Source organism: Gracilibacillus sp. D59, assembly GCF_052246695.1.
Lineage (GTDB): Bacteria > Bacillota > Bacilli > Bacillales > Amphibacillaceae > Gracilibacillus.
On sequence record NZ_JBQQCK010000001.1, the window covers coordinates 42,352 to 59,494 of the forward strand.

A 17,143-nucleotide genomic window follows, 5' to 3' on the forward strand; every position below is an offset into this window, starting at 1 on the left:
CTACTCAAATGAGCTATCTCTTTCAATCTTAAAATCTTGCATTTCTGTCACATCGTCCACCACCATCTCAGCGAGTACTCGGCTATCCGGTGTAACTAGTTGAATGATTTGTGTTTTAAATCTACCCATAGTAGCTGCTATTCCTTTTCCAATTGCCCCTAATGTGTCATCATTTAACGGCAAGGCAGCTTCTGGCCCCGCATCTCCTGCACCTTGCAATCTACCTCCATATTGTCCAAAAATAGTAGGTTGAGTAAATATAGCACCCTTTGCTCTCCAATCAACGTTTACCTTTGGTACACTCACACCACCAACTGGATTTAAGTCTAAGTCACCTGTTATATTAAAATGTGGAGTAGGAATATCTAGTGATTTAAAGCCACGAATAAAGCCAGCAATGATGTCTTTGCCCATCTCCCAAAGATCAATACCTTTGAAAAAGTCGATCACATTTCCCAATATGTCACCAACCGTATCTTCTATATTACCCATCTGATCTTTGACTGCTTTCCACATCCCCTCAAAGTCACCAGTAACCAGTGCCTTTAAGAAAGCTAGTCCATTTTTGAAGGTATCCTTCACAAATCGCAAAATTCGTTTAATGTTTTTTAATGTCATATCCATATATTTTCGTATTCCATCAGTGATAGACTTGAATTTTCCACCTGTTTTTTCATCTATCCAATTCAACGCTGCTGAAAATACATTTTTTATATTTTCCATAATTTCAATGATCCAGGTGACAAATTGTTCCCACTTTTCACCGAGCCAATCCGTTATAGCACCCCAATTTTTTATGATAACAACTAATCCTGCTATCGCTGCTGCTATTGCTAACACAATCGCAATAATTGGTAATAATGGTATTTGTAATGCTGTAACGGCAGCTGCAACACCTAAAATTACTGGAATAGCTATCGTTGCAATAGCAATTAATGCTCCAAACACTGTAACAAATGTTTGTAAAGGACCAGGTAATTTTGAAAACCAATCATTCATCTTCCCCAGTCCACTCACTATTGGTGGCAAAACATCCTGAGCAATTTCAGTTAACTGCTCGCCAAGTGGAAGTAATGTTGTTTGTAATTCTCGAATTGATGATTCCCATTTTTCTCCTGGTGATTTTTGAGCCATTTCGTCAGCTTTTCCATTAGTATCATCAAACGCAGCTCCTACTTTAAATAAACTAGCACTCGCATTAATACCTAAATCTTCAAATTGTGTGGATATAGAAGATAGAGCTTCTTGTTGGTCGGATGGTGACATTTTTTCTAAATCTTTTTGTACGGATATTGCTACATCTGCAACCGTTGCTTCTCCATCTTTCCACTTATTAAATGCTTTTTCTGTTCCATCTGAAAAGTTTTCAAGCGAATCTTCAAATGTTCCATCGCCCATTCGAATTTGTAATTCTTTAACAGCATCCGCAACCAAGTCAGTATTCCTTGCTCCGTTTTCTAGACCATTTTGCATAACTTGAAGCATTTGATCTGCACTAAATCCAGCTTGTTCAAACAAAGGTGCATATTCTACTAATGTATCCATGAAATCATCGCTCCGATTAAGTCCATTCTGATAACTGGATGCAATAAAATCGAGAGCTTCTTCTGCAGTTAACCCAAAACCATTCATTAATTGTTCAGCACCACGTATGTTTTCCTGTACTTCTGTTTCAGTACGTTTTGCGATTGCGATCAATTTGTTAGTAATATTTTCTAAATCAACATTATTCAAATCTTCAAATGTTTGTTTAGCAATAATTATCGCTCCAGTAGCTTCCTCGATGGATCCAACTACACCGTTTCTAAACACTTGATCTACTACATCATTTAAGTTTTCAGCTTCATCTGCCGTTAAACCTAAATTTGCTTGTAAGTTTGTTTGTGAATTTCCGATTTCCATTGCACTATCAAAAGATGCCTGGCCAAGTTCAAGTAACTTATCAGAAATACCTTGTAGCAATTCAGTAGCTTCAATTAAGTTGTTTAGATCCATTTTGTTACCTAATTCCTCTAAACCATCTCCTGCAATATCACTACTATCCTCAATACCATCTAATGATTTGGCAAACTTAGAAATAGTTGTCCTGGCATCATTTATTTTTGTTTCTAATTTATTTACTTCTACTGAATTTTTACCGTAAACTTTCTTTGTTTGTTCAAGTTGTTGCTCCAAATTTTTAACGGTACGTTCAGTCATTTTCATTTGTGATTGTAATTGTTTCTGCGCAAGTTCCGTTCTTTCTGATTCACTTGCATTTTTATCTAATTCAGCATTTTGTAATTTAAAAGATGAAGTTAAATTCTTTTGTTCTGATTCTAAGACTTTGCTTTCTTGTTTCAATTTATCCAAATTATCTTGTGCTTCACGTGCTTCTTGTGCTTGATCAGATAGACCATCATTTACTCGATCTAATGATTTTTGCAATGCGATTTCTGCACGCTCTGAATCTAATAATTTCCCATACATCTTTTCCAATTCTGCTGTAGAAGTATTGGTATCTTTCGCCATAGCCTCGTACTCATCACGTAACATTTTTGTTCGCTTTTGGGCGCCTTCCATCTGAATATCTAGCTTTTTCTTTTCAGCTGCTAACTTATCAGTTGCTTTTGCATCCTTACCCATAGCTGCAATATGATTTTTATACTCTTTAGCCGCGACATTCATTACTCTATTGATGTCTTTTAGTGTATCCGCATATTGTACTTGTCCATCCATTTTAAAATTGAGGACAACATTCTTTTCCTTATCAGGCATAACCTCACCTCTTTCTATAAGAAAGGTGTTTCGTCTAATGTATATACTTGCTTTTCTGTTCCTCCATCTTTTAATGCATCTGGATTGTTATATTTCAGATGCATAATATACTGTTTCAAAAAATGATTAGGAGTTACATTCCAAAATGTTTCCATGCTCCAACCTAATAGCGTGTTTCCAACATAAAAATAAAAGTCCCAATCCAGTTCGGGGGATTGAGACTCAACATTTGCTTTACCTAATTTTTTTTTTCGGTTTTTAGTTTTTCTTGATCTGATATTTGGAAATTTTGATTACCAAATATATTAAATGCTACTTCAAATACACCTGGTAAATCAGAAAGAGGAATTGATGACTTAATTTCATATGGGGTGCAATCCGTACCACCCGATTTCACCATTGCGTAAATAAGAGCATTCATTAATTTAATTTCTTTTTTTCCTATTGTTACTTTTCCTTTTTTTAGCATCATATTTAAATCTTTTTCAAAAATATGATATGGTTTCCCATATGCTTCCTCCACATATGGAAAGCTTTCAAACGTAAAAATAACAGGAATATCCACTCCTTGTATCCTAATGGTATTCCTGCTTATATTCACATTTACTAAATCACTAAGTTTAGCCATTCATGTTTCCTCCTTAGGCTACTGTAATTGTTGCTGTAGCTGTTTTTGTTCCATCTTCCACACTTGTAGCTGTAATCGTAACAGTTTCACCTGTTGTTGCTGAAGCATCCACTGTTACTAGACCATTTGCATCTACTGTAGCTATTAATTCATCACTTGATGACCAAGTAACACTTGTGTCCGTTGCTCCTGTTACTGTTGCAGTTAATTGTTGCGTGCCTCCTGCTGCGACACTCGCAGTTGTTGGATCTACAGTTACAGCTACTCCGCTACCTGGAAAAAGCGTTGCTATTTGTGACTCATCAGCAACAACCTGTTTCATAAAGTCATCAGCTGTAACTCCTGTTGCACTATCACGTACTTCTGAAAAATTGGCTTCTGTAACACTATTAAACAATAGTGGTGTAGCCAGAAATGATGCTGATACATCTCGTACTTCTTGTTCATCTGTCGAAGTTGCAAAGGTTTCTTCTGCAGGTGATTTTTGAACACGTGGATACCAACGAGCAATACGTGAACCATCAGAAAGTCTAGCAGTGAAGCCCATAGCAAACATTGGATACTCTTTTACCTCAGATGTTTCAAAAGCAATACCTTTATTCGGCGTTACACCGTCAATTTTGTCTTTAACTTCCTGTGGCAATGCAACATGTGTCAAACTTAGAGTGAATTGTGTGTTTTTGGAAGCATTGACAAACATTTTGCCGGATGCCCACTTAACCACATTCGTTGGGTTACCCGCTATTCCTAATTCCACAATATTGTCAAAGTTATAAACTTGTGTGTCATATGTTGGAATAGCGTCTTTGGTGTCTTTACCACCAGTCATAAAACATAAATACAACGACTCAATCGTTACTAAATATAGCAATTCTTGTGCTTTTGTCATTCAAATCATCCTCCCATTTTCTTTATAATTTTGTTGGCCATAATGTCATTGATTTTGTCACCTTCACCATCAAAAGTGTTTTGAACAAAGTGTTTACCTTTTACTCGTCCTTTTCCATTTGCTTTTTTATGACCCTTATCTACCATGTGCCAATAGAAAGCCCACTCTTCAAATTCAACGGAGACACGGTCTTTTTTCACGACAACTTTTAACGCATCTCGAAGGTGTTTTCCTCTTGCATCTGTTTTTGGAATCCTCGGCTTTAATTTCTCTGCAAAATACTCTGCAGCTTCTTCCAAAATATCTAATTCTACTTCTTTATTAACTTTCAAAAGTGTATTAACTTCTTTTAAGGCATCCGCAAATCCGTTATTATTTTTAGCCATTCACACACCTCACATTGGTGATAAATTGTGTTATGGTGGCATCGTTCTCGTCATAAGGAAAACCTTCAAATTGGCTATAAGAAACACCATATTTATTGAACACATCCTTTAATGGTTCATAAGCGGTTTCAGTTCCATTTGTAATGACAGCTATCTGATATAAAGGCATAGATTTAATTACCTGAGATGAGGATCGTTTATGCGTCTCATTCACAAATTCATAGACAATATAGGGGTAGTCAACATCACTAGGCTCACTATCACGATAAGCAATAATTCCAGATTCTTTCATGATGGATCTTAATTGTTGAAAGCTAATCTGCATAAGATAATGACACCTCCATAACCCGGTCTTCTTCCCGGACATATATACGCTCAATGTCATAGATCCGCCCACCAATTTTCACTCGGTAATCGTCCTGGTTGTTCTCTACTACTCGATCAATACGAACTTCAATCTTTTTCATGATTTCTTGTGCATCTTTAAAAGTAAATTTATCAGCTGCAGTTATACCGATATTTTTGTATTTAATTTTTCGGTGGAATAAATAATCTGTAATTACTCTGTCCGTTTCCGGATCAATGGTTTCACCAATCTTCATTAATTCAGCATTCCATTTAAGTTGATTCGTCTGTCGTTTCAATTTCCGAATACCCCTCCTGGACAAAGAATGGAGTAAGTGCATCTAAAGCTTGTTCTAACTCTTTTTCAGATACACGATAATCATAAAAAATACCTGCAACCATTATTACAAGCCATTCATCTTCTTTTCCTAAAGCATTTTGTACGTATTTTTTAGCTCTTGTAATATAAAAAGGGAGCATGGTTGTATCCATGCCCTCCTCCCAATGAATATGACCCTTTAATTTTTCTAGATACTCAGCATCAGTTAACGCCATTGTCAATCACTCCTAAGCTACTGTAATGACAGACGTATCAGACTTAGTATTATCCTCTACAGAAGTTGCGGTAATTGTAGCTGTTTGACCAGAAGTAGCACCTGCCAATACAGTTACTAAACCAGTACTGTCCACTGTTGCTACAGTTTCATCACTTGATGACCAGGTTACGCTTGTATCAGTCGCATTTGTCACACTAGCTGTTAATTGTTGAGTTGCCCCTGCTGCAACCGAAGCCGATTCAGGCGTTACAGTTACCGTTACGGGGTTATCAGGGTGTAGGATCCGCTTGTCCTACTTGGTAACGATAAACAGAAGGTTCAAATGGACTGTAGACTAATTGACCATCTAGTAAGTTGTAAATCTGGAAGCCTACTTTATTTGTACCTGCATATTTTTCAATAAGCTTTTGGATCTCCATTGCACCAATTACATCTTGAATGTGGAATGTTTTAATATCACCAAAGTAGAAAACAGGTACTGTTGGATCAGCTGCATCTGCTGCATCCGTAAAGTCTACTTTATGGCCTAGTAACTTATATCCTACACCGTCGGACACTTCATGCAATAAAGGCTTACCAGTAGTATCAGTCATTCCTTCCAAGGTAGTCAAAGCAGCACGGTTGATAATCCACATTGATTTTTTAAGTACTTCGGTTACAGGTTGCCCTTTCAATTTAACAAGTTCTTGATAAAGTTTTTGTGAATCGACTGCAGCTGGATCTATAGTTGTTGATTCATAGTAAGCAACAGCTTTTTTCTCTAATGCACCAGGGTTTTCATTCCCTACATCGTTACCCTTGAACATGTAATTTGTTTCTTTACGTACATAAGCTTTTTTCAGCTCATCGATAACGATTTGTTCAATTGGAGCACCAGACATTTTAAGCAACTTTTTAGTAACAGTTGCAAGTGCATCGAATTCAGCCGGATCCAATAGAATTTCATCAAACTCTATGCCAGTTTCCACAATCTCAGTAGTACGTTCATCCTTATTAACGTTAGCATCAGCTTTCTTAACTAATACTGGATACTTTACATCACCTTTAGTTTTATGACGAGAACCATATTTACGTAGTAAGTTCTCCTCTTGTGCATAAGTGATAATTTCAGAAGCAATAACCTCTGGAACAGTTACAGAACCATTACCGGTGATAATACCTAATGAACGAGCTTCTGTTTCATCTATTTGACCAACAACGAATTTAGCAAATGCAGAACGGATCTCTTTCTCTTTTGTTTTGGAGGATTTATGACCACGAGTGGAAAGACCTTTTCCAATAGCAGTCATGACTTTATCACGTTGTTCTGGCTTAATTCCGGAACGTTTTTCTCCTTCACCTTCTCCATCATCACCGTCCTCTTCTTCCTCGTCACCTTCGTCTTCTTCTCCCTCATCATCTTCTTCATTATCGTTGTCTTCTTCACCATCATCATCGCCAGCTTCGTCACCTTCACCATCATCTTCCACATTTTCTAAAGCATCTGCAATTTCTTGCGCTTCTTCAGTTAGTTCATCAACCTCGGTTTCAACCGCTTCTAATTCTTCCTCACGCACTTCACCTTTTTCGATTTTAGAACGTAATTCCTTTAAACGTTTTTTATTTCGTTTTTGCATAGCAAGTAACATTTTTTTATTCATTCTTCAAGCACTCCCTTAATTTTATTTATTAACTTGATTCTTTTTTCTACTTTTTCATCTATTTCTTTACTTCTTACCAAAGCTGCTTCAGTATCATCATAAGCTGGAATACTTACAATACTTATTTCGAACAATTCAACTTCATGGATAGTTCTTAAAGCAGGCTCAACCGAATAATCCCATGTTTCTTCAGTTGCGAAGAAACCAAAGGAACATTGGTTTATATCACCACGTTCCATACTTTCAGCTAAGTCTCTACCAAGAGATGTATTAGGCAATTCAATTTCAAACTTTAAACCTCGATCATCCTCTTCCAAACTTAAAGTTCCACTCTTGGACCTGCCTAAGACATTATCCCAATTGTGATTAAACAAAGCTCTAACATCATTGTTTTCAGATAATGCTTGTGAGAAAGCACCTGGTTCAATGATTTCTTCGAAAAAGTCACCAATGGTAGTTTTCGAATTAAACACAGCTGCATAACCTGTGATTTTAGGTGACTCCCCCTCTTCTGCTCTAGTTTTAAGTTTGGCGATGTCAACTATCCGCGTCTCCCTTTTGTTCTTCATTTCCATCACCTCCCTTCAAGCTATCGTCAGTTGCTTTAGTTAAATCTTCACCGGCTATCAAATCTTTAGAGATATAAAGTTTAGTAGCTTCAGGAGTTCCTAAGCGGTCTTTGCCCAACATATCCCTTGCATCATCAGGAGCAAATACCATAGTTCGTACAAGGTTATAAGCAATATTTGTTTTTGTGCTATATGAAACAAAATCAAGAATATTAATCTTGAATTTAATTCTCTTGTCCGAATTTTTGCCGAAAAAAAGAAGACTCAAATGGTCTTCGAAGTTTTTCATTATTGGTTTAGTTGCTTTATTGTGCAAATACATCATGGCTTTTTCTAAATCTGTTTTAACTAAAGCCATATAAGTATCGATGTTAATATTTAAAAACTTTCCTAAATCTTTTTTGTATACATTTAGGAAGTTTAGTATCTTTTCATCCTCGATTGGACTTTTCATAGTGTCTATCGAGTAACCTTTTCCAAGTGGAATGAGTTTAACAGTCCTGGACTCGTCAATTGATTCTAATTGGTTCAATATTGCGTTTATTAATTTTGATTGAGCACCGTTCTGTGGGTTGATATGTGCATCTAACTTTAAGAGAAATGCCAAGAATCCACCTTTGACGTATTTGTCTGTTAACACTTTTTCAGCGTTCATGACACCTTCTAATGTATTTCTTCCAAGTTCTAATAATCCTACACCTTTCAAATGGTTAGTTCCGATATTTTTAATATGTCTTACCATAGATCCTGGTATAGTGGTGCCATTTACTTTAAAATGCTCGACGAGTTTAGAATCCAGTTCATAATACACGTTGCTCAATATATGCATTTCTTGGTTATTCAAAAACGGAAATACTTCCCCCTGGAGCAAGTAGGTGTTTGTCAAGAGCTTTATAAATTCAGATTGTGTTAGATAGCTATTTGGGTTTTTAAGTATGTCCAGAGCCGGTGACTCTCTTATATCATTTCCATCCTTATCCTCCACAACGATATCAGCCAACATCATTTGATTGGATATATCCTGCAATAGCTGATATACATCACTAGATTCTAAGATGTTTTCATTTGTTACATATCTACCACCGTATCTAATCGAACTTGAATAAATGTCCTCTACCCATCCACGTTTTTCTATTTGTCTGTATACAAAATTTGAAAACCGATCACGTAATCCCAATTGATCACCACCTTTCGAATAATTTCTGGTATAATATCCCTATTGGAGGGAGGTGTTAATGTGTCAAATGATGTAACTCTAGATACTTTTCCAAGCAATAGAAGTGAAGCTTTAGCAATGCTTTATCTAAAAAATCAAGATTTATCTGGTAAAACTCCAGAGGAGCTTAGCCAACTTTATTATGATACCATTGTTAGAATCAGAGATGGATTCAGAAATATCCAACGGTAACAATAACTCCCTGTCTTATTGATGGGGAGTTTTTCACCTATAAATATCACTAATCAATTCATCCATTCCCTCTGTACTCTCACCCATCATATTCAATGTTTCTTTATGACCAATCAAACATGCTACAAATCCATCAATGTGTTCTGGTGACTTTCGCTTACTAGGTGTTTTTAGATTATTAATATTGGTTATCACCTTCGCATTTGAAGCACAAAAAATGAGTAGTGGGTTATCCGTCACTACTCTTCCTGATAATAATAAAACCTCAAAATCATCAAATGGCTCATCTCATTCATGTGTGTTGGGTATTGTGGTACTTCCACACATTGAATACCTAGCATTTCCCAACGTTCCACTAACTTTTCAGCGAGAGCTGGATCATAATTTATTTGAACCAGGTTAAAGTTTTCAAATGCCCATTCCACATATTCACTAACCAGGTCTTCATCAACTGTCTTACCAGGACAAAGTGTTACAAATCCTGCTTCAGCTAATGCCCGATATGGTACATTCCGCTGTTGCTCTTTTTCCTCGATTCCAAACTCCGGTATGAAGTATTTTTGTTTTACTTTTAAAATCGGTTCTCCTTCTTCATTAAAAGTGGGAATGTTAATCGAGATACATGTTAAATCTGTTCTCCTGGATAAGTCTACTCCAATAACCGCTGTCTCCCCTATTATGTCACCAAGATCATCAACAAGCATTTTATCTAATTGATCTTTTTCAAAATAGGTTTCAGCATAGTTCACGAAAACATCTAAATGTTTGGACATGAACTCTGCCTTATTGAAACTATTTTGATTTGCCTCTTTAAAAGCAGTCTCTAGAAAATCCATGTTAACGGAAACACCCATGTTAGGGTTAACCATCATCCAAACTTTACGATCTTCCCAATCAAACTTTTTATTAGGTTCATAGATCATACCAAACCAAGCATCATCATTGTCATTCTTAATAACTTCTTTTGCATAAGCATATATCTGTGCACCCAAGGATCCACTCTGTTTACCTGCAGTAGAAGTAACAATATTTAATGGCTCATCTTGAGCAATCTGCGCTGACCGCAAGTTATCAAACTGCTCTCGGTCCATTTGAGCATGGACTTCATCGAAATAGTTTATATAAGGGTTTTTCCCTTCATTACCTGCATTATCTCTTGTTAACACATTTAGTGTATTGGCAAACTTAATAGCATCTTCAACAAAAGTATATTTCACAGATCGAACTGTATCTTCTTTCCCCCTGTAGATCCGTGTGCCTGGTCTAAGATCTGGACTATTTTCAATGGTTAATGCAAGTGGACCAGCTGCGTTCTGTGCTTGTTCGAAAGTGTTTGCTGATATGTAACATTCAGCACCTTTAACACCTTCACCATACATCCCATAAATAACCGGGGATCCACCCATTATTGTTTTTCCATTTTTCTTAGGTACCTGCATATAGGCAGTTCGTATTACGCGGACCGCTTTGCCATCTGCATTATATTTTTGCCAACCATAGATATTAGCGAAAAAGAATCGTTGCCAAGGTTCCAATATTAAAGGTTGCCCTGCCCATTTACCTTTGGCATGCTTAATAAATGTTTCTGTAAAATAAAGCATTGCATTCGCTTTTTCAATATCAAACCAAATATCCTTTCGTTTTTGCCATTTTCGATAACGTTTAATAGCTAGTTTAACTGTATCAGGATAAAGTTTCGGATTGGCTTCTACTTGTTCAGCAAATATGTCTGCATAGTTTGTTTCAAAATCAATCATCTTTGCATCCTCTGCCTGAATTGCAATAGTTTATTATTTTGGGCAGGTTCTGGATCCTTTTCTTCTTTTTTCTCTTCATCACCCTTGGCCAACAGCTTACCATTTTTCTTGATAAGTTCTTTGTTCTTTCCATCAAGACCAAGTTGGCCAAGATACTTCGCTAACTCTTTACGCAATTTCTCTGATCTATCTTCCAAGTACTCTTCATAGCAATCTAAGTAAATCTCTATTAATAAATCAAGAGCCGGTGAATAGGTACCAGCTTCAACCAATGCATCTATAACTTGTTCCTTTTTAGTAGTTCTTACACTTTTAGTTCTTTTTGCAGTACTACGTTTCTTTTTTGTAGTACTACAAACTTTACCACCAATTTTATCTAACCATTTATCGCGACTTTTCCAAGCTGAAATAGTTTTTTCTGGAATATCTAATTCATTAGCAATTTCACGATTGGTAATAGCTCCGCTATGATTTTTATAGATTTCAAATGCTTGATCTCGTTTTGGATTTCTTTTCCTTGGCAACCTATTCACCTCCTTGTTTGTAGTACTGCAAAAATTCCAAAATTTAATTTGAGGTGCGCGTTTGCATCCCCCCTACCTATCTCCCCGATTGGTCACATCATTTATTTTGACAGGGGGGGCTATAGCTTCCAATCAAAGGTATCTTTGTTCTCATACTTTTGCATCGTTTCCTCTTCCTCAATCGGATGACATTTGTTGCATAACAATTTAATATTATCTGGATCTAACTTTAAATCAGGTCTTATCTTAACTGGAATGATATGATGTTTATGTGCTTGTTTACCAAACACGAACTTATCACATCTCTGGCAACAACCTCGATCACGTTCATAAACATAATCAGCTACTTGTTTCCAAGCTGAAGAATTATACAATGATTTGTTACTGTGTTTGTAATTGTTCGATCGCTTTTTCTTACGCTTGTGATCCTCACAGTATCTACCTGAAGATATTAACTTCTTACAACCTTGTTCCCCACAATAGCGCATTACTCATCATCTGCAGTTAATGATTCCTCAATATGCTTACGGATAGTTTCTTCTTTTGACACATTACCAGGAATATCAATGTTATTTTTTTCAGCAAATGAAAGCAGATGTTCTTTATTCATTTCATCAAGATTGATTTCTGCATTTGATTTTACAAATTCACCTAAATACTTTTTCTCAGATAACATTGCTTTTGTTTCCTCCGTCACTTCAAAGTTCGGCTTCTTCCCTTTTGGTACAAATCTAGTACGTTTCTCTTCCGTATCCCAATACTCAGTACCTTGTGCACTTTTACGTGTTTTAACTATCATTATCTTCTCCTCCATTTACTTTTTTATAAGTATCACGATTGATACCCATCAATTCTTTTAGATCTCTTTCACTAATCTTGTCCATTTTCTTCAGCTGCTTCTTTTGATCATCCTTTGAACGATTTGCTATTTTCATCTCATATCATCACCTTCTTTTATTTAATAAATAAGATCATTTACTTACCTAGCAAATTACTTTTTGCTAGTAGTTATCTTTAATGTTTTCTTTATAGTTATCTTTCGCTTTTTTGCATTATATGAAGAAACTCGTTCAGCTGTACTCTAACTAGGGTATAGCACTGTACTCTACGTAGAGTACAGCACTGTACTCTAATTAGGGTATAGCAAAGGTGTACTCGGATTAGGGTACAAACAAACATTCTTATATAATTTCATAATAAAAAGCCGACCAAGCAATGAGCTCAATCGACTTTGTCAAAATTCTATACTATTACTATAAATGTTTTTTTCAATAGTTTCTATCGCATAATGTTAAGTTAAGTTTACATGAAGTGCGAAATCGATCTTTTTCATTATTTGAGCATGTATGTTATAAATGTGTCCAGGAGTATATCCTAAATCGTAAGCAATCACCGTCAATGTTTTTCCTTCAACATATTTCCCGTACAGAATCTGATTTTCAAGCCCTTTAAATTTACCTATTAGTTGTTTAGCATCATACAAATCATTCATCTTATGCGCTAGTTCGTATTCAATACCAGCAATGATTTCTTCTAATTTAGCTGCTTTAGATTTTTCGGTAAGCTTCACATCACTAAGATCTCCATTTATCCACCTTCCAAGCTCTTTCTTATTTCGTTTTAATTCAAACTCTAAGTATATAATTTCTTCTTCTATCTTCTGGTAATCTTTCAGCCACTCGAACATTTATGTTCACCTGCCTTAGTTATGCTATAAAAGAGCCCTACATAAGGCAGGGCTTTAATTCTATTGATCTAACAAATCAGGATAATCAAAGTTCACATCATCAGGTTCACCAGTTGGGATATCATCAGCACTTAATTGTCCTTCTGGAACTTCTGCAGTACCATCTTGATTTACTGAATATCCAATACCCTCATGCGGTTCACCTTCTTCAAATTCCTCTATGCTCATTTGTGATGGTTCTAAGAATAATGATACGCTTCTACCAGCAAAAGGATAAAGCTTAATGATCTTCTCTTCTGTGTCACCTTTGATGTTGAACTTTAAAGTTGTTTTCTTGCTATCACGTTGGATGGATTTGAACTCTGCAGGAAACTCTTCCACTTCACTGTTATCCACCTTAAGTACGGCAATTCCTCCGGCCATATTCACTAACTCTTGAGAATGTGGTAATTCATCACCTTGTACATGAAATTCTAAAACTTCTTTTTTATCGTCTTTTTGAATCTTTTTGAACAAAATGTTTAATTCTACTTTATTTGACATAGTAGTCAAACCTCCTAATATTTATTGTTTATTTTAATCACCGTGGCGTTCCAAAGGTCTATTTGGTGTCCTTTATAGCTATCAATCTAAAAACCTCTCAGAACGTCTTATTTTAAATATTTCAGCTATGCTAGTTTTACTTTAGTTAAAACGTCTGCTTGATAAGCATGTTGCACTGTTCCCTTTTTAGCTGCTAATGCTATTCTAGCCATAATGTAAGCATCTACCACGTTATCGCTTGGATGTTCAAAACCAAAGTGCTCTTTAACTGCTGCCATAACTGCTAATTTCTTTTCCTTGCCTTTTAACCTTCTCTTATTACCTGGTTCACCTGTCCATCCAGTTTCATTGACAAATTTCTTAACTGCACTTGGTGCGACTTCGTAATATTTAAAACCACGCTTGAATAATTCATTTCTAATTCCATGATGTATACCACCGGCAAACATAGCTTTTTGAGTAGCAAAAGGGAATCCTTCAATACAGATAACGTCATCCTTTTGAATATGCAACATTAAATCGTAGATGAGGCTTGTCATTCTTTTAGGATCTATATCACCAATGCCAGTTAATTCTTTCGCTCTTAGAACTTGTCCTTGTTCATCAAGTGCGACAAATCCTGTTTTGGATGCTGGATCAATTCCTACATATCTAATTTTGAATCACCTTCCAATAATTAAGAATATCAGCAATATCCGATAAATTTCAGATTTATTCGTAATATAATTCCTTTGTATGGATAATGCTAATTGTAATAAAATGCTAATGATAAAATTATTTAAAATATTAATAAAAAAATCGGAGTTATCACAATATGAAAAACAACTATTTAGAAAGCAATTTTCATATACACGAGCAGCTTGAAGAACTGCAAAAAAGTAAAATGTCAATTTGGATTGAAGAGGTATTATTCACACCTCATTGGTGGATTTTAATTATTCTTACGTTTTTACCATGGATACTTTGGTTTGTTTTCAGTAAAAAAGAAAGTCGTAACAGATCACTTTTTGTTGGTTTTATTATGATGTTAATTTCATCATTTTTAGATTTTATCGGTGTTCAATTCGGACTATGGCTTTATAATTATGAACTTTTTCCATGGATACCAGCATTTGCACCATGGGATTTTACACTTATTCCAGTAATAATCATGGGACTCATTCAGTATAAACCTCATTTTTCACCAACAATAAAAGCTTTTGTTTTTTCTTTTCTATCTGCTTTCGTAGGTGGTAACATTTTTAAGTACTTTGATTTTTATACCAATATACATTGGTCGGAATATTATTCTTTTCCAATTTATTTTCTTCTTTATTTTATTGGTCACTGGGCTAGTAGATTAAGTAATTATGCACCTTATATTAAATCTCAGTAATGATTTTACATTGGGATTGCTTTTAGCAATCCTATTAATTCAACTCTTCAAAGTGCTGTTTCCATCCTCTGAAAAGCAATCGAAATTCATTAATCCCAATATCACGACCTTTAGCTATAAATTGTTGAATAACCTTTCCTTGTTGCTCCCTGTCGTTAGGATCGTGCCAAAGGAATTCTACAACGTCAGCATCTTGCTCAATTGCCCCTGATTCTTTTAAGTGAGAAAGCTGAGGTTTTTTAAAATTCTCACTGTCACGTGTCATTTGACTAAGCATCATAAAGCAACAATTCATTTCACGAGCAATCTGCTTAGCTGCTTTCGTAACATTTCCTATAGCTTGAGATCTTGTTTCGCTTTTCTTCTGAGGAATATTCATGATCTGCAGGTAATCAACGGCTACCATCGCTAAATCGCCATATTTCCTTTGATATCGTTTAGCAGTTGCTCTTACCTCTTCAATAGTGACACCTGCGCTATCTTGAATAAAAATAGGCAAGTCTTGTAATGCGTTATAAGCATTCTCCACTTCAGCATATTGATGTGCATTCATTTCTTTATTTTTGATGCGGTTATATGGGATACCTGTATAATTAGATATCATCCTATCCTTCAGTTGATCATTGTCCATTTCTTGCGAAAAAATCAATACCGGACCTGTCATTGCTACTCCCATTACTCGTTGTAATAGCTTGGCTGTTTTACCAACTGAAGGTCTTCCTGCAGATACAAATAACCAACCTCTCCAAAGACCGTGACACCAAGAATCAAACTTAGGAAAATGAGTCGGAATATACTCAACCTTTTTCGTGACAAGATGGTTGAAATACTCATATCGGGTTTCCTTCAAACTTCTCATTCTGCCATTTTCTTTCGGTCTTAGATCAGCAATCTTGGCTTCTACTGCAGCATAATAATCTTCATCCGTTTCAAAGTCTTCTCGAGACAATTCAGATATTTCATGACCAAGATTTGCACCGCGTCTTCTTACTGCTTTTGAACGAACAATATCAGCATGATGTTCCACATTGGCAGTCGTTGGACAGGATTCAGCTAATTTTGTCAGGTATGAAATGCTTAACTGTTCTTGTTTTTGATGCTGTAGGTATAGATCTGTAACAGTGACAATATCAATTGGCTTATTATGTTTATCTAGGTATTTCATAACTTTGTAGATTTCCTGGTGCTTCGGATCCACAAAGTCTCGTTCTTCTAAGAATGAAATGTCATCTAATACATTCGGATCCAAGAACACTGCTCCTAATACAGATTGTTCTGCAGATAAGTTTTCAATCGTTCCAGTTGAAGTCATTTGGATCACCGCCTTCTTGAATAAATTTTTGGAAAGCTATTTCTTTATCACGGCTATCTTTCGGCTGTGGTTTCTGCTTAGTTTTTGGATTTGTTTCGGCATTCATCCTTATAGCTAAATCAATAAACTTTTGCCGTAGCTTTTTAGCAGATAAAATGTTGGTTCGCCAAAAAGGATCTTCTGAAACCCAATCCATAACCTCTTTAGCTTTTCTTTTGTCCACTTCATCTATCTCAACTAACTTGCGCATGTCATCTGCCCAGGTTTGCATGTTAGCCTTTTTAGTTAAATGAGCAATACCTGCCTCTTCAGCAACTTTCTGGACTCGTTTATAAAAGTAGGTGGCCATCTTGTAATAGGTGTTTTCTTCGTCGTACTTTGGCTTAACATTAGATGCTTTCTTTCTAGATTCAGGAACCGGCTCTTTTGCCGGATCCTGTTTGTCCCATTGCTCATAATTTTTGTTGACCTGCAAGACTCTCGCTCCTTTCTTGCCGATTGATAATACTTTAACTATATTTCTATCAATCAATGTTTTTAATTCCCTTTCAACCTGACTTCTGCTTGCACCAGTTTTTTCGGAAAAATAGCTTGTAGATATTTCATTGGCCTTCTTACCTTTGATCCCATATGTTAGCCTCCATATAGTGATAACCAATCGGAATTGAGTCCCATTTAAGCTAATCTTTACGATTTGATCCAATAACTCATTGGCAATCCTTGTATATCCTTTTTTAAGTTGTGGACTTGCCATGATCAATCATCC

Annotated in this window: 23 protein-coding genes and 1 pseudogene; 2 read left to right on the plus strand and 22 right to left on the minus strand. The window is 35.9% G+C overall.

All coding sequences use genetic code 11. The annotated features are described in order from the left end of the window. The 12 genes from ACTWP4_RS00250 to ACTWP4_RS00305 all read right to left on the minus strand — a co-directional run bounded on the left by ACTWP4_RS00250 (position 1) and on the right by ACTWP4_RS00305 (position 8,948). Positions 1 to 2,757: a phage tail tape measure protein gene (locus ACTWP4_RS00250; RefSeq protein ID WP_443126752.1), complete on the minus strand. Its 2,757-nt coding sequence runs from the start codon at positions 2,755 to 2,757 to the stop codon at positions 1 to 3. Positions 2,758 to 2,771: 14 nt separating this feature from the next. Continuing rightward, a complete protein-coding gene (locus ACTWP4_RS00255; RefSeq protein ID WP_443126753.1) occupies positions 2,772 to 2,912 on the minus strand; it encodes a hypothetical protein in 141 nt (46 codons plus the stop codon). Between the two features lie 83 nt (positions 2,913 to 2,995). Continuing rightward, positions 2,996 to 3,385, minus strand: a complete 390-nt coding sequence (locus ACTWP4_RS00260; protein WP_443126754.1) for a hypothetical protein — start codon at positions 3,383 to 3,385, stop codon at positions 2,996 to 2,998. 13 nt (positions 3,386 to 3,398) lie between these two features. Further along, complete coding sequence (locus tag ACTWP4_RS00265; RefSeq protein WP_443126755.1) at positions 3,399 to 4,274, minus strand: Ig-like domain-containing protein; 876 nt, start codon at positions 4,272 to 4,274, stop codon at positions 3,399 to 3,401. 5 nt (positions 4,275 to 4,279) lie between these two features. Continuing rightward, positions 4,280 to 4,660 carry an HK97-gp10 family putative phage morphogenesis protein gene (locus ACTWP4_RS00270; protein ID WP_443126756.1) on the minus strand — a complete coding sequence of 127 codons (381 nt, stop codon included), beginning with the start codon at positions 4,658 to 4,660 and terminating at the stop codon, positions 4,280 to 4,282. Continuing rightward, positions 4,653 to 4,985: a hypothetical protein gene (locus ACTWP4_RS00275; protein ID WP_443126757.1), complete on the minus strand. Its 333-nt coding sequence runs from the start codon at positions 4,983 to 4,985 to the stop codon at positions 4,653 to 4,655. Before ACTWP4_RS00275 ends, ACTWP4_RS00270 begins: the two co-directional genes overlap by 8 nt. Next, positions 4,975 to 5,262 carry a hypothetical protein gene (locus ACTWP4_RS00280; protein ID WP_443127341.1) on the minus strand — a complete coding sequence of 96 codons (288 nt, stop codon included), beginning with the start codon at positions 5,260 to 5,262 and terminating at the stop codon, positions 4,975 to 4,977. The genes ACTWP4_RS00275 and ACTWP4_RS00280 overlap by 11 nt, the downstream gene beginning before the upstream one ends. Before the next feature lie 16 nt (positions 5,263 to 5,278). Continuing rightward, on the minus strand, positions 5,279 to 5,560 hold the full coding sequence (locus tag ACTWP4_RS00285) for a head-tail connector protein (protein ID WP_443126758.1): 282 nt from the start codon (positions 5,558 to 5,560) through the stop codon (positions 5,279 to 5,281). 12 nt (positions 5,561 to 5,572) lie between these two features. Further along, entirely contained in the window at positions 5,573 to 5,845 is a 273-nt protein-coding gene (locus ACTWP4_RS00290; RefSeq protein ID WP_443127342.1) for an Ig-like domain-containing protein, read from the minus strand. Continuing rightward, entirely contained in the window at positions 5,832 to 7,202 is a 1,371-nt protein-coding gene (locus ACTWP4_RS00295) for a phage major capsid protein (RefSeq protein ID WP_443126759.1), read from the minus strand. The genes ACTWP4_RS00290 and ACTWP4_RS00295 overlap by 14 nt, the downstream gene beginning before the upstream one ends. Further along, complete coding sequence (locus tag ACTWP4_RS00300) at positions 7,199 to 7,771, minus strand: HK97 family phage prohead protease (protein ID WP_443126760.1); 573 nt, start codon at positions 7,769 to 7,771, stop codon at positions 7,199 to 7,201. The genes ACTWP4_RS00295 and ACTWP4_RS00300 overlap by 4 nt, the downstream gene beginning before the upstream one ends. After that, positions 7,740 to 8,948, minus strand: coding sequence for a phage portal protein (locus ACTWP4_RS00305; protein WP_443126761.1), 1,209 nt, complete (start codon positions 8,946 to 8,948; stop codon positions 7,740 to 7,742). The genes ACTWP4_RS00300 and ACTWP4_RS00305 overlap by 32 nt, the downstream gene beginning before the upstream one ends. Before the next feature lie 60 nt (positions 8,949 to 9,008). On the opposite strand from ACTWP4_RS00305, the gene ACTWP4_RS00310 reads away from it, so the two are divergent. After that, on the plus strand, positions 9,009 to 9,179 hold the full coding sequence (locus ACTWP4_RS00310) for a hypothetical protein (RefSeq protein WP_443126762.1): 171 nt from the start codon (positions 9,009 to 9,011) through the stop codon (positions 9,177 to 9,179). A gap of 33 nt (positions 9,180 to 9,212) precedes the next feature. Here the strand turns inward: ACTWP4_RS00310 and ACTWP4_RS00315 are convergent. The 8 genes and pseudogenes from ACTWP4_RS00315 to ACTWP4_RS00350 all read right to left on the minus strand — a co-directional run bounded on the left by ACTWP4_RS00315 (position 9,213) and on the right by ACTWP4_RS00350 (position 14,229). Next, positions 9,213 to 10,936 (minus strand): annotated as a pseudogene (locus ACTWP4_RS00315) (terminase large subunit). Beyond that, positions 10,933 to 11,460, minus strand: a complete 528-nt coding sequence (locus ACTWP4_RS00320; RefSeq protein ID WP_443126763.1) for a phage terminase small subunit-related protein — start codon at positions 11,458 to 11,460, stop codon at positions 10,933 to 10,935. Before ACTWP4_RS00320 ends, ACTWP4_RS00315 begins: the two are co-directional and overlap by 4 nt. Before the next feature lie 119 nt (positions 11,461 to 11,579). Further along, entirely contained in the window at positions 11,580 to 11,948 is a 369-nt protein-coding gene (locus ACTWP4_RS00325; protein WP_443126764.1) for an HNH endonuclease, read from the minus strand. Further along, positions 11,948 to 12,259, minus strand: a complete 312-nt coding sequence (locus ACTWP4_RS00330) for a hypothetical protein (RefSeq protein ID WP_443126765.1) — start codon at positions 12,257 to 12,259, stop codon at positions 11,948 to 11,950. The genes ACTWP4_RS00325 and ACTWP4_RS00330 overlap by 1 nt, the downstream gene beginning before the upstream one ends. Next, on the minus strand, positions 12,249 to 12,395 hold the full coding sequence (locus tag ACTWP4_RS00335) for a hypothetical protein (RefSeq protein WP_443126766.1): 147 nt from the start codon (positions 12,393 to 12,395) through the stop codon (positions 12,249 to 12,251). The genes ACTWP4_RS00330 and ACTWP4_RS00335 overlap by 11 nt, the downstream gene beginning before the upstream one ends. 356 nt (positions 12,396 to 12,751) lie before the next feature. After that, a complete protein-coding gene (locus ACTWP4_RS00340) occupies positions 12,752 to 13,147 on the minus strand; it encodes a hypothetical protein (RefSeq protein ID WP_443126767.1) in 396 nt (131 codons plus the stop codon). A gap of 60 nt (positions 13,148 to 13,207) precedes the next feature. Continuing rightward, on the minus strand, positions 13,208 to 13,690 hold the full coding sequence (locus ACTWP4_RS00345; RefSeq protein ID WP_443126768.1) for a hypothetical protein: 483 nt from the start codon (positions 13,688 to 13,690) through the stop codon (positions 13,208 to 13,210). 125 nt (positions 13,691 to 13,815) lie between these two features. Further along, the gene (locus ACTWP4_RS00350; protein ID WP_443126769.1) at positions 13,816 to 14,229 is read right to left on the minus strand and encodes a hypothetical protein; all 414 of its coding nucleotides are present in this window, start codon (positions 14,227 to 14,229) and stop codon (positions 13,816 to 13,818) included. Between the two features lie 275 nt (positions 14,230 to 14,504). Here ACTWP4_RS00350 and ACTWP4_RS00355 point away from each other — a divergent pair, with 275 nt between their 5' ends. Next, a complete protein-coding gene (locus ACTWP4_RS00355; RefSeq protein ID WP_443126770.1) occupies positions 14,505 to 15,065 on the plus strand; it encodes a CBO0543 family protein in 561 nt (186 codons plus the stop codon). A gap of 34 nt (positions 15,066 to 15,099) precedes the next feature. Here the strand turns inward: ACTWP4_RS00355 and ACTWP4_RS00360 are convergent, their stop codons facing one another. Further along, complete coding sequence (locus ACTWP4_RS00360; protein ID WP_443126771.1) at positions 15,100 to 16,377, minus strand: replicative DNA helicase; 1,278 nt, start codon at positions 16,375 to 16,377, stop codon at positions 15,100 to 15,102. Next, the gene (locus ACTWP4_RS00365; protein ID WP_443126772.1) at positions 16,355 to 17,131 is read right to left on the minus strand and encodes a replication protein; all 777 of its coding nucleotides are present in this window, start codon (positions 17,129 to 17,131) and stop codon (positions 16,355 to 16,357) included. The genes ACTWP4_RS00360 and ACTWP4_RS00365 overlap by 23 nt, the downstream gene beginning before the upstream one ends. Positions 17,132 to 17,143 lie beyond the last annotated feature (12 nt).

Excerpts from the sequence above, each read along its gene's own strand:
- ACTWP4_RS00250 (WP_443126752.1), bottom strand. The coding sequence starts at position 2,757 with ATGCCTGATAAGGAAAAGAATGTTGTCCTCAATTTTAAAATGGATGGA.
- ACTWP4_RS00255 (WP_443126753.1), bottom strand. The coding sequence starts at position 2,912 with ATGGAAACATTTTGGAATGTAACTCCTAATCATTTTTTGAAACAGTAT.
- ACTWP4_RS00260 (WP_443126754.1), bottom strand. The coding sequence starts at position 3,385 with ATGGCTAAACTTAGTGATTTAGTAAATGTGAATATAAGCAGGAATACC.
- ACTWP4_RS00265 (WP_443126755.1), bottom strand. The coding sequence starts at position 4,274 with ATGACAAAAGCACAAGAATTGCTATATTTAGTAACGATTGAGTCGTTG.
- ACTWP4_RS00270 (WP_443126756.1), bottom strand. The coding sequence starts at position 4,660 with ATGGCTAAAAATAATAACGGATTTGCGGATGCCTTAAAAGAAGTTAAT.
- ACTWP4_RS00275 (WP_443126757.1), bottom strand. The coding sequence starts at position 4,985 with ATGCAGATTAGCTTTCAACAATTAAGATCCATCATGAAAGAATCTGGA.
- ACTWP4_RS00280 (WP_443127341.1), bottom strand. The coding sequence starts at position 5,262 with ATGAAGATTGGTGAAACCATTGATCCGGAAACGGACAGAGTAATTACA.
- ACTWP4_RS00285 (WP_443126758.1), bottom strand. The coding sequence starts at position 5,560 with ATGGCGTTAACTGATGCTGAGTATCTAGAAAAATTAAAGGGTCATATT.
- ACTWP4_RS00295 (WP_443126759.1), bottom strand. The coding sequence starts at position 7,202 with ATGAATAAAAAAATGTTACTTGCTATGCAAAAACGAAATAAAAAACGT.
- ACTWP4_RS00300 (WP_443126760.1), bottom strand. The coding sequence starts at position 7,771 with ATGAAGAACAAAAGGGAGACGCGGATAGTTGACATCGCCAAACTTAAA.
- ACTWP4_RS00325 (WP_443126764.1), bottom strand. The coding sequence starts at position 11,948 with ATGCGCTATTGTGGGGAACAAGGTTGTAAGAAGTTAATATCTTCAGGT.
- ACTWP4_RS00330 (WP_443126765.1), bottom strand. The coding sequence starts at position 12,259 with ATGATAGTTAAAACACGTAAAAGTGCACAAGGTACTGAGTATTGGGAT.
- ACTWP4_RS00335 (WP_443126766.1), bottom strand. The coding sequence starts at position 12,395 with ATGAAAATAGCAAATCGTTCAAAGGATGATCAAAAGAAGCAGCTGAAG.
- ACTWP4_RS00340 (WP_443126767.1), bottom strand. The coding sequence starts at position 13,147 with ATGTTCGAGTGGCTGAAAGATTACCAGAAGATAGAAGAAGAAATTATA.
- ACTWP4_RS00345 (WP_443126768.1), bottom strand. The coding sequence starts at position 13,690 with ATGTCAAATAAAGTAGAATTAAACATTTTGTTCAAAAAGATTCAAAAA.
- ACTWP4_RS00350 (WP_443126769.1), bottom strand. The coding sequence starts at position 14,229 with ATGACAAGCCTCATCTACGATTTAATGTTGCATATTCAAAAGGATGAC.
- ACTWP4_RS00355 (WP_443126770.1), top strand. The coding sequence starts at position 14,505 with ATGAAAAACAACTATTTAGAAAGCAATTTTCATATACACGAGCAGCTT.
- ACTWP4_RS00360 (WP_443126771.1), bottom strand. The coding sequence starts at position 16,377 with ATGACTTCAACTGGAACGATTGAAAACTTATCTGCAGAACAATCTGTA.
- ACTWP4_RS00365 (WP_443126772.1), bottom strand. The coding sequence starts at position 17,131 with ATGGCAAGTCCACAACTTAAAAAAGGATATACAAGGATTGCCAATGAG.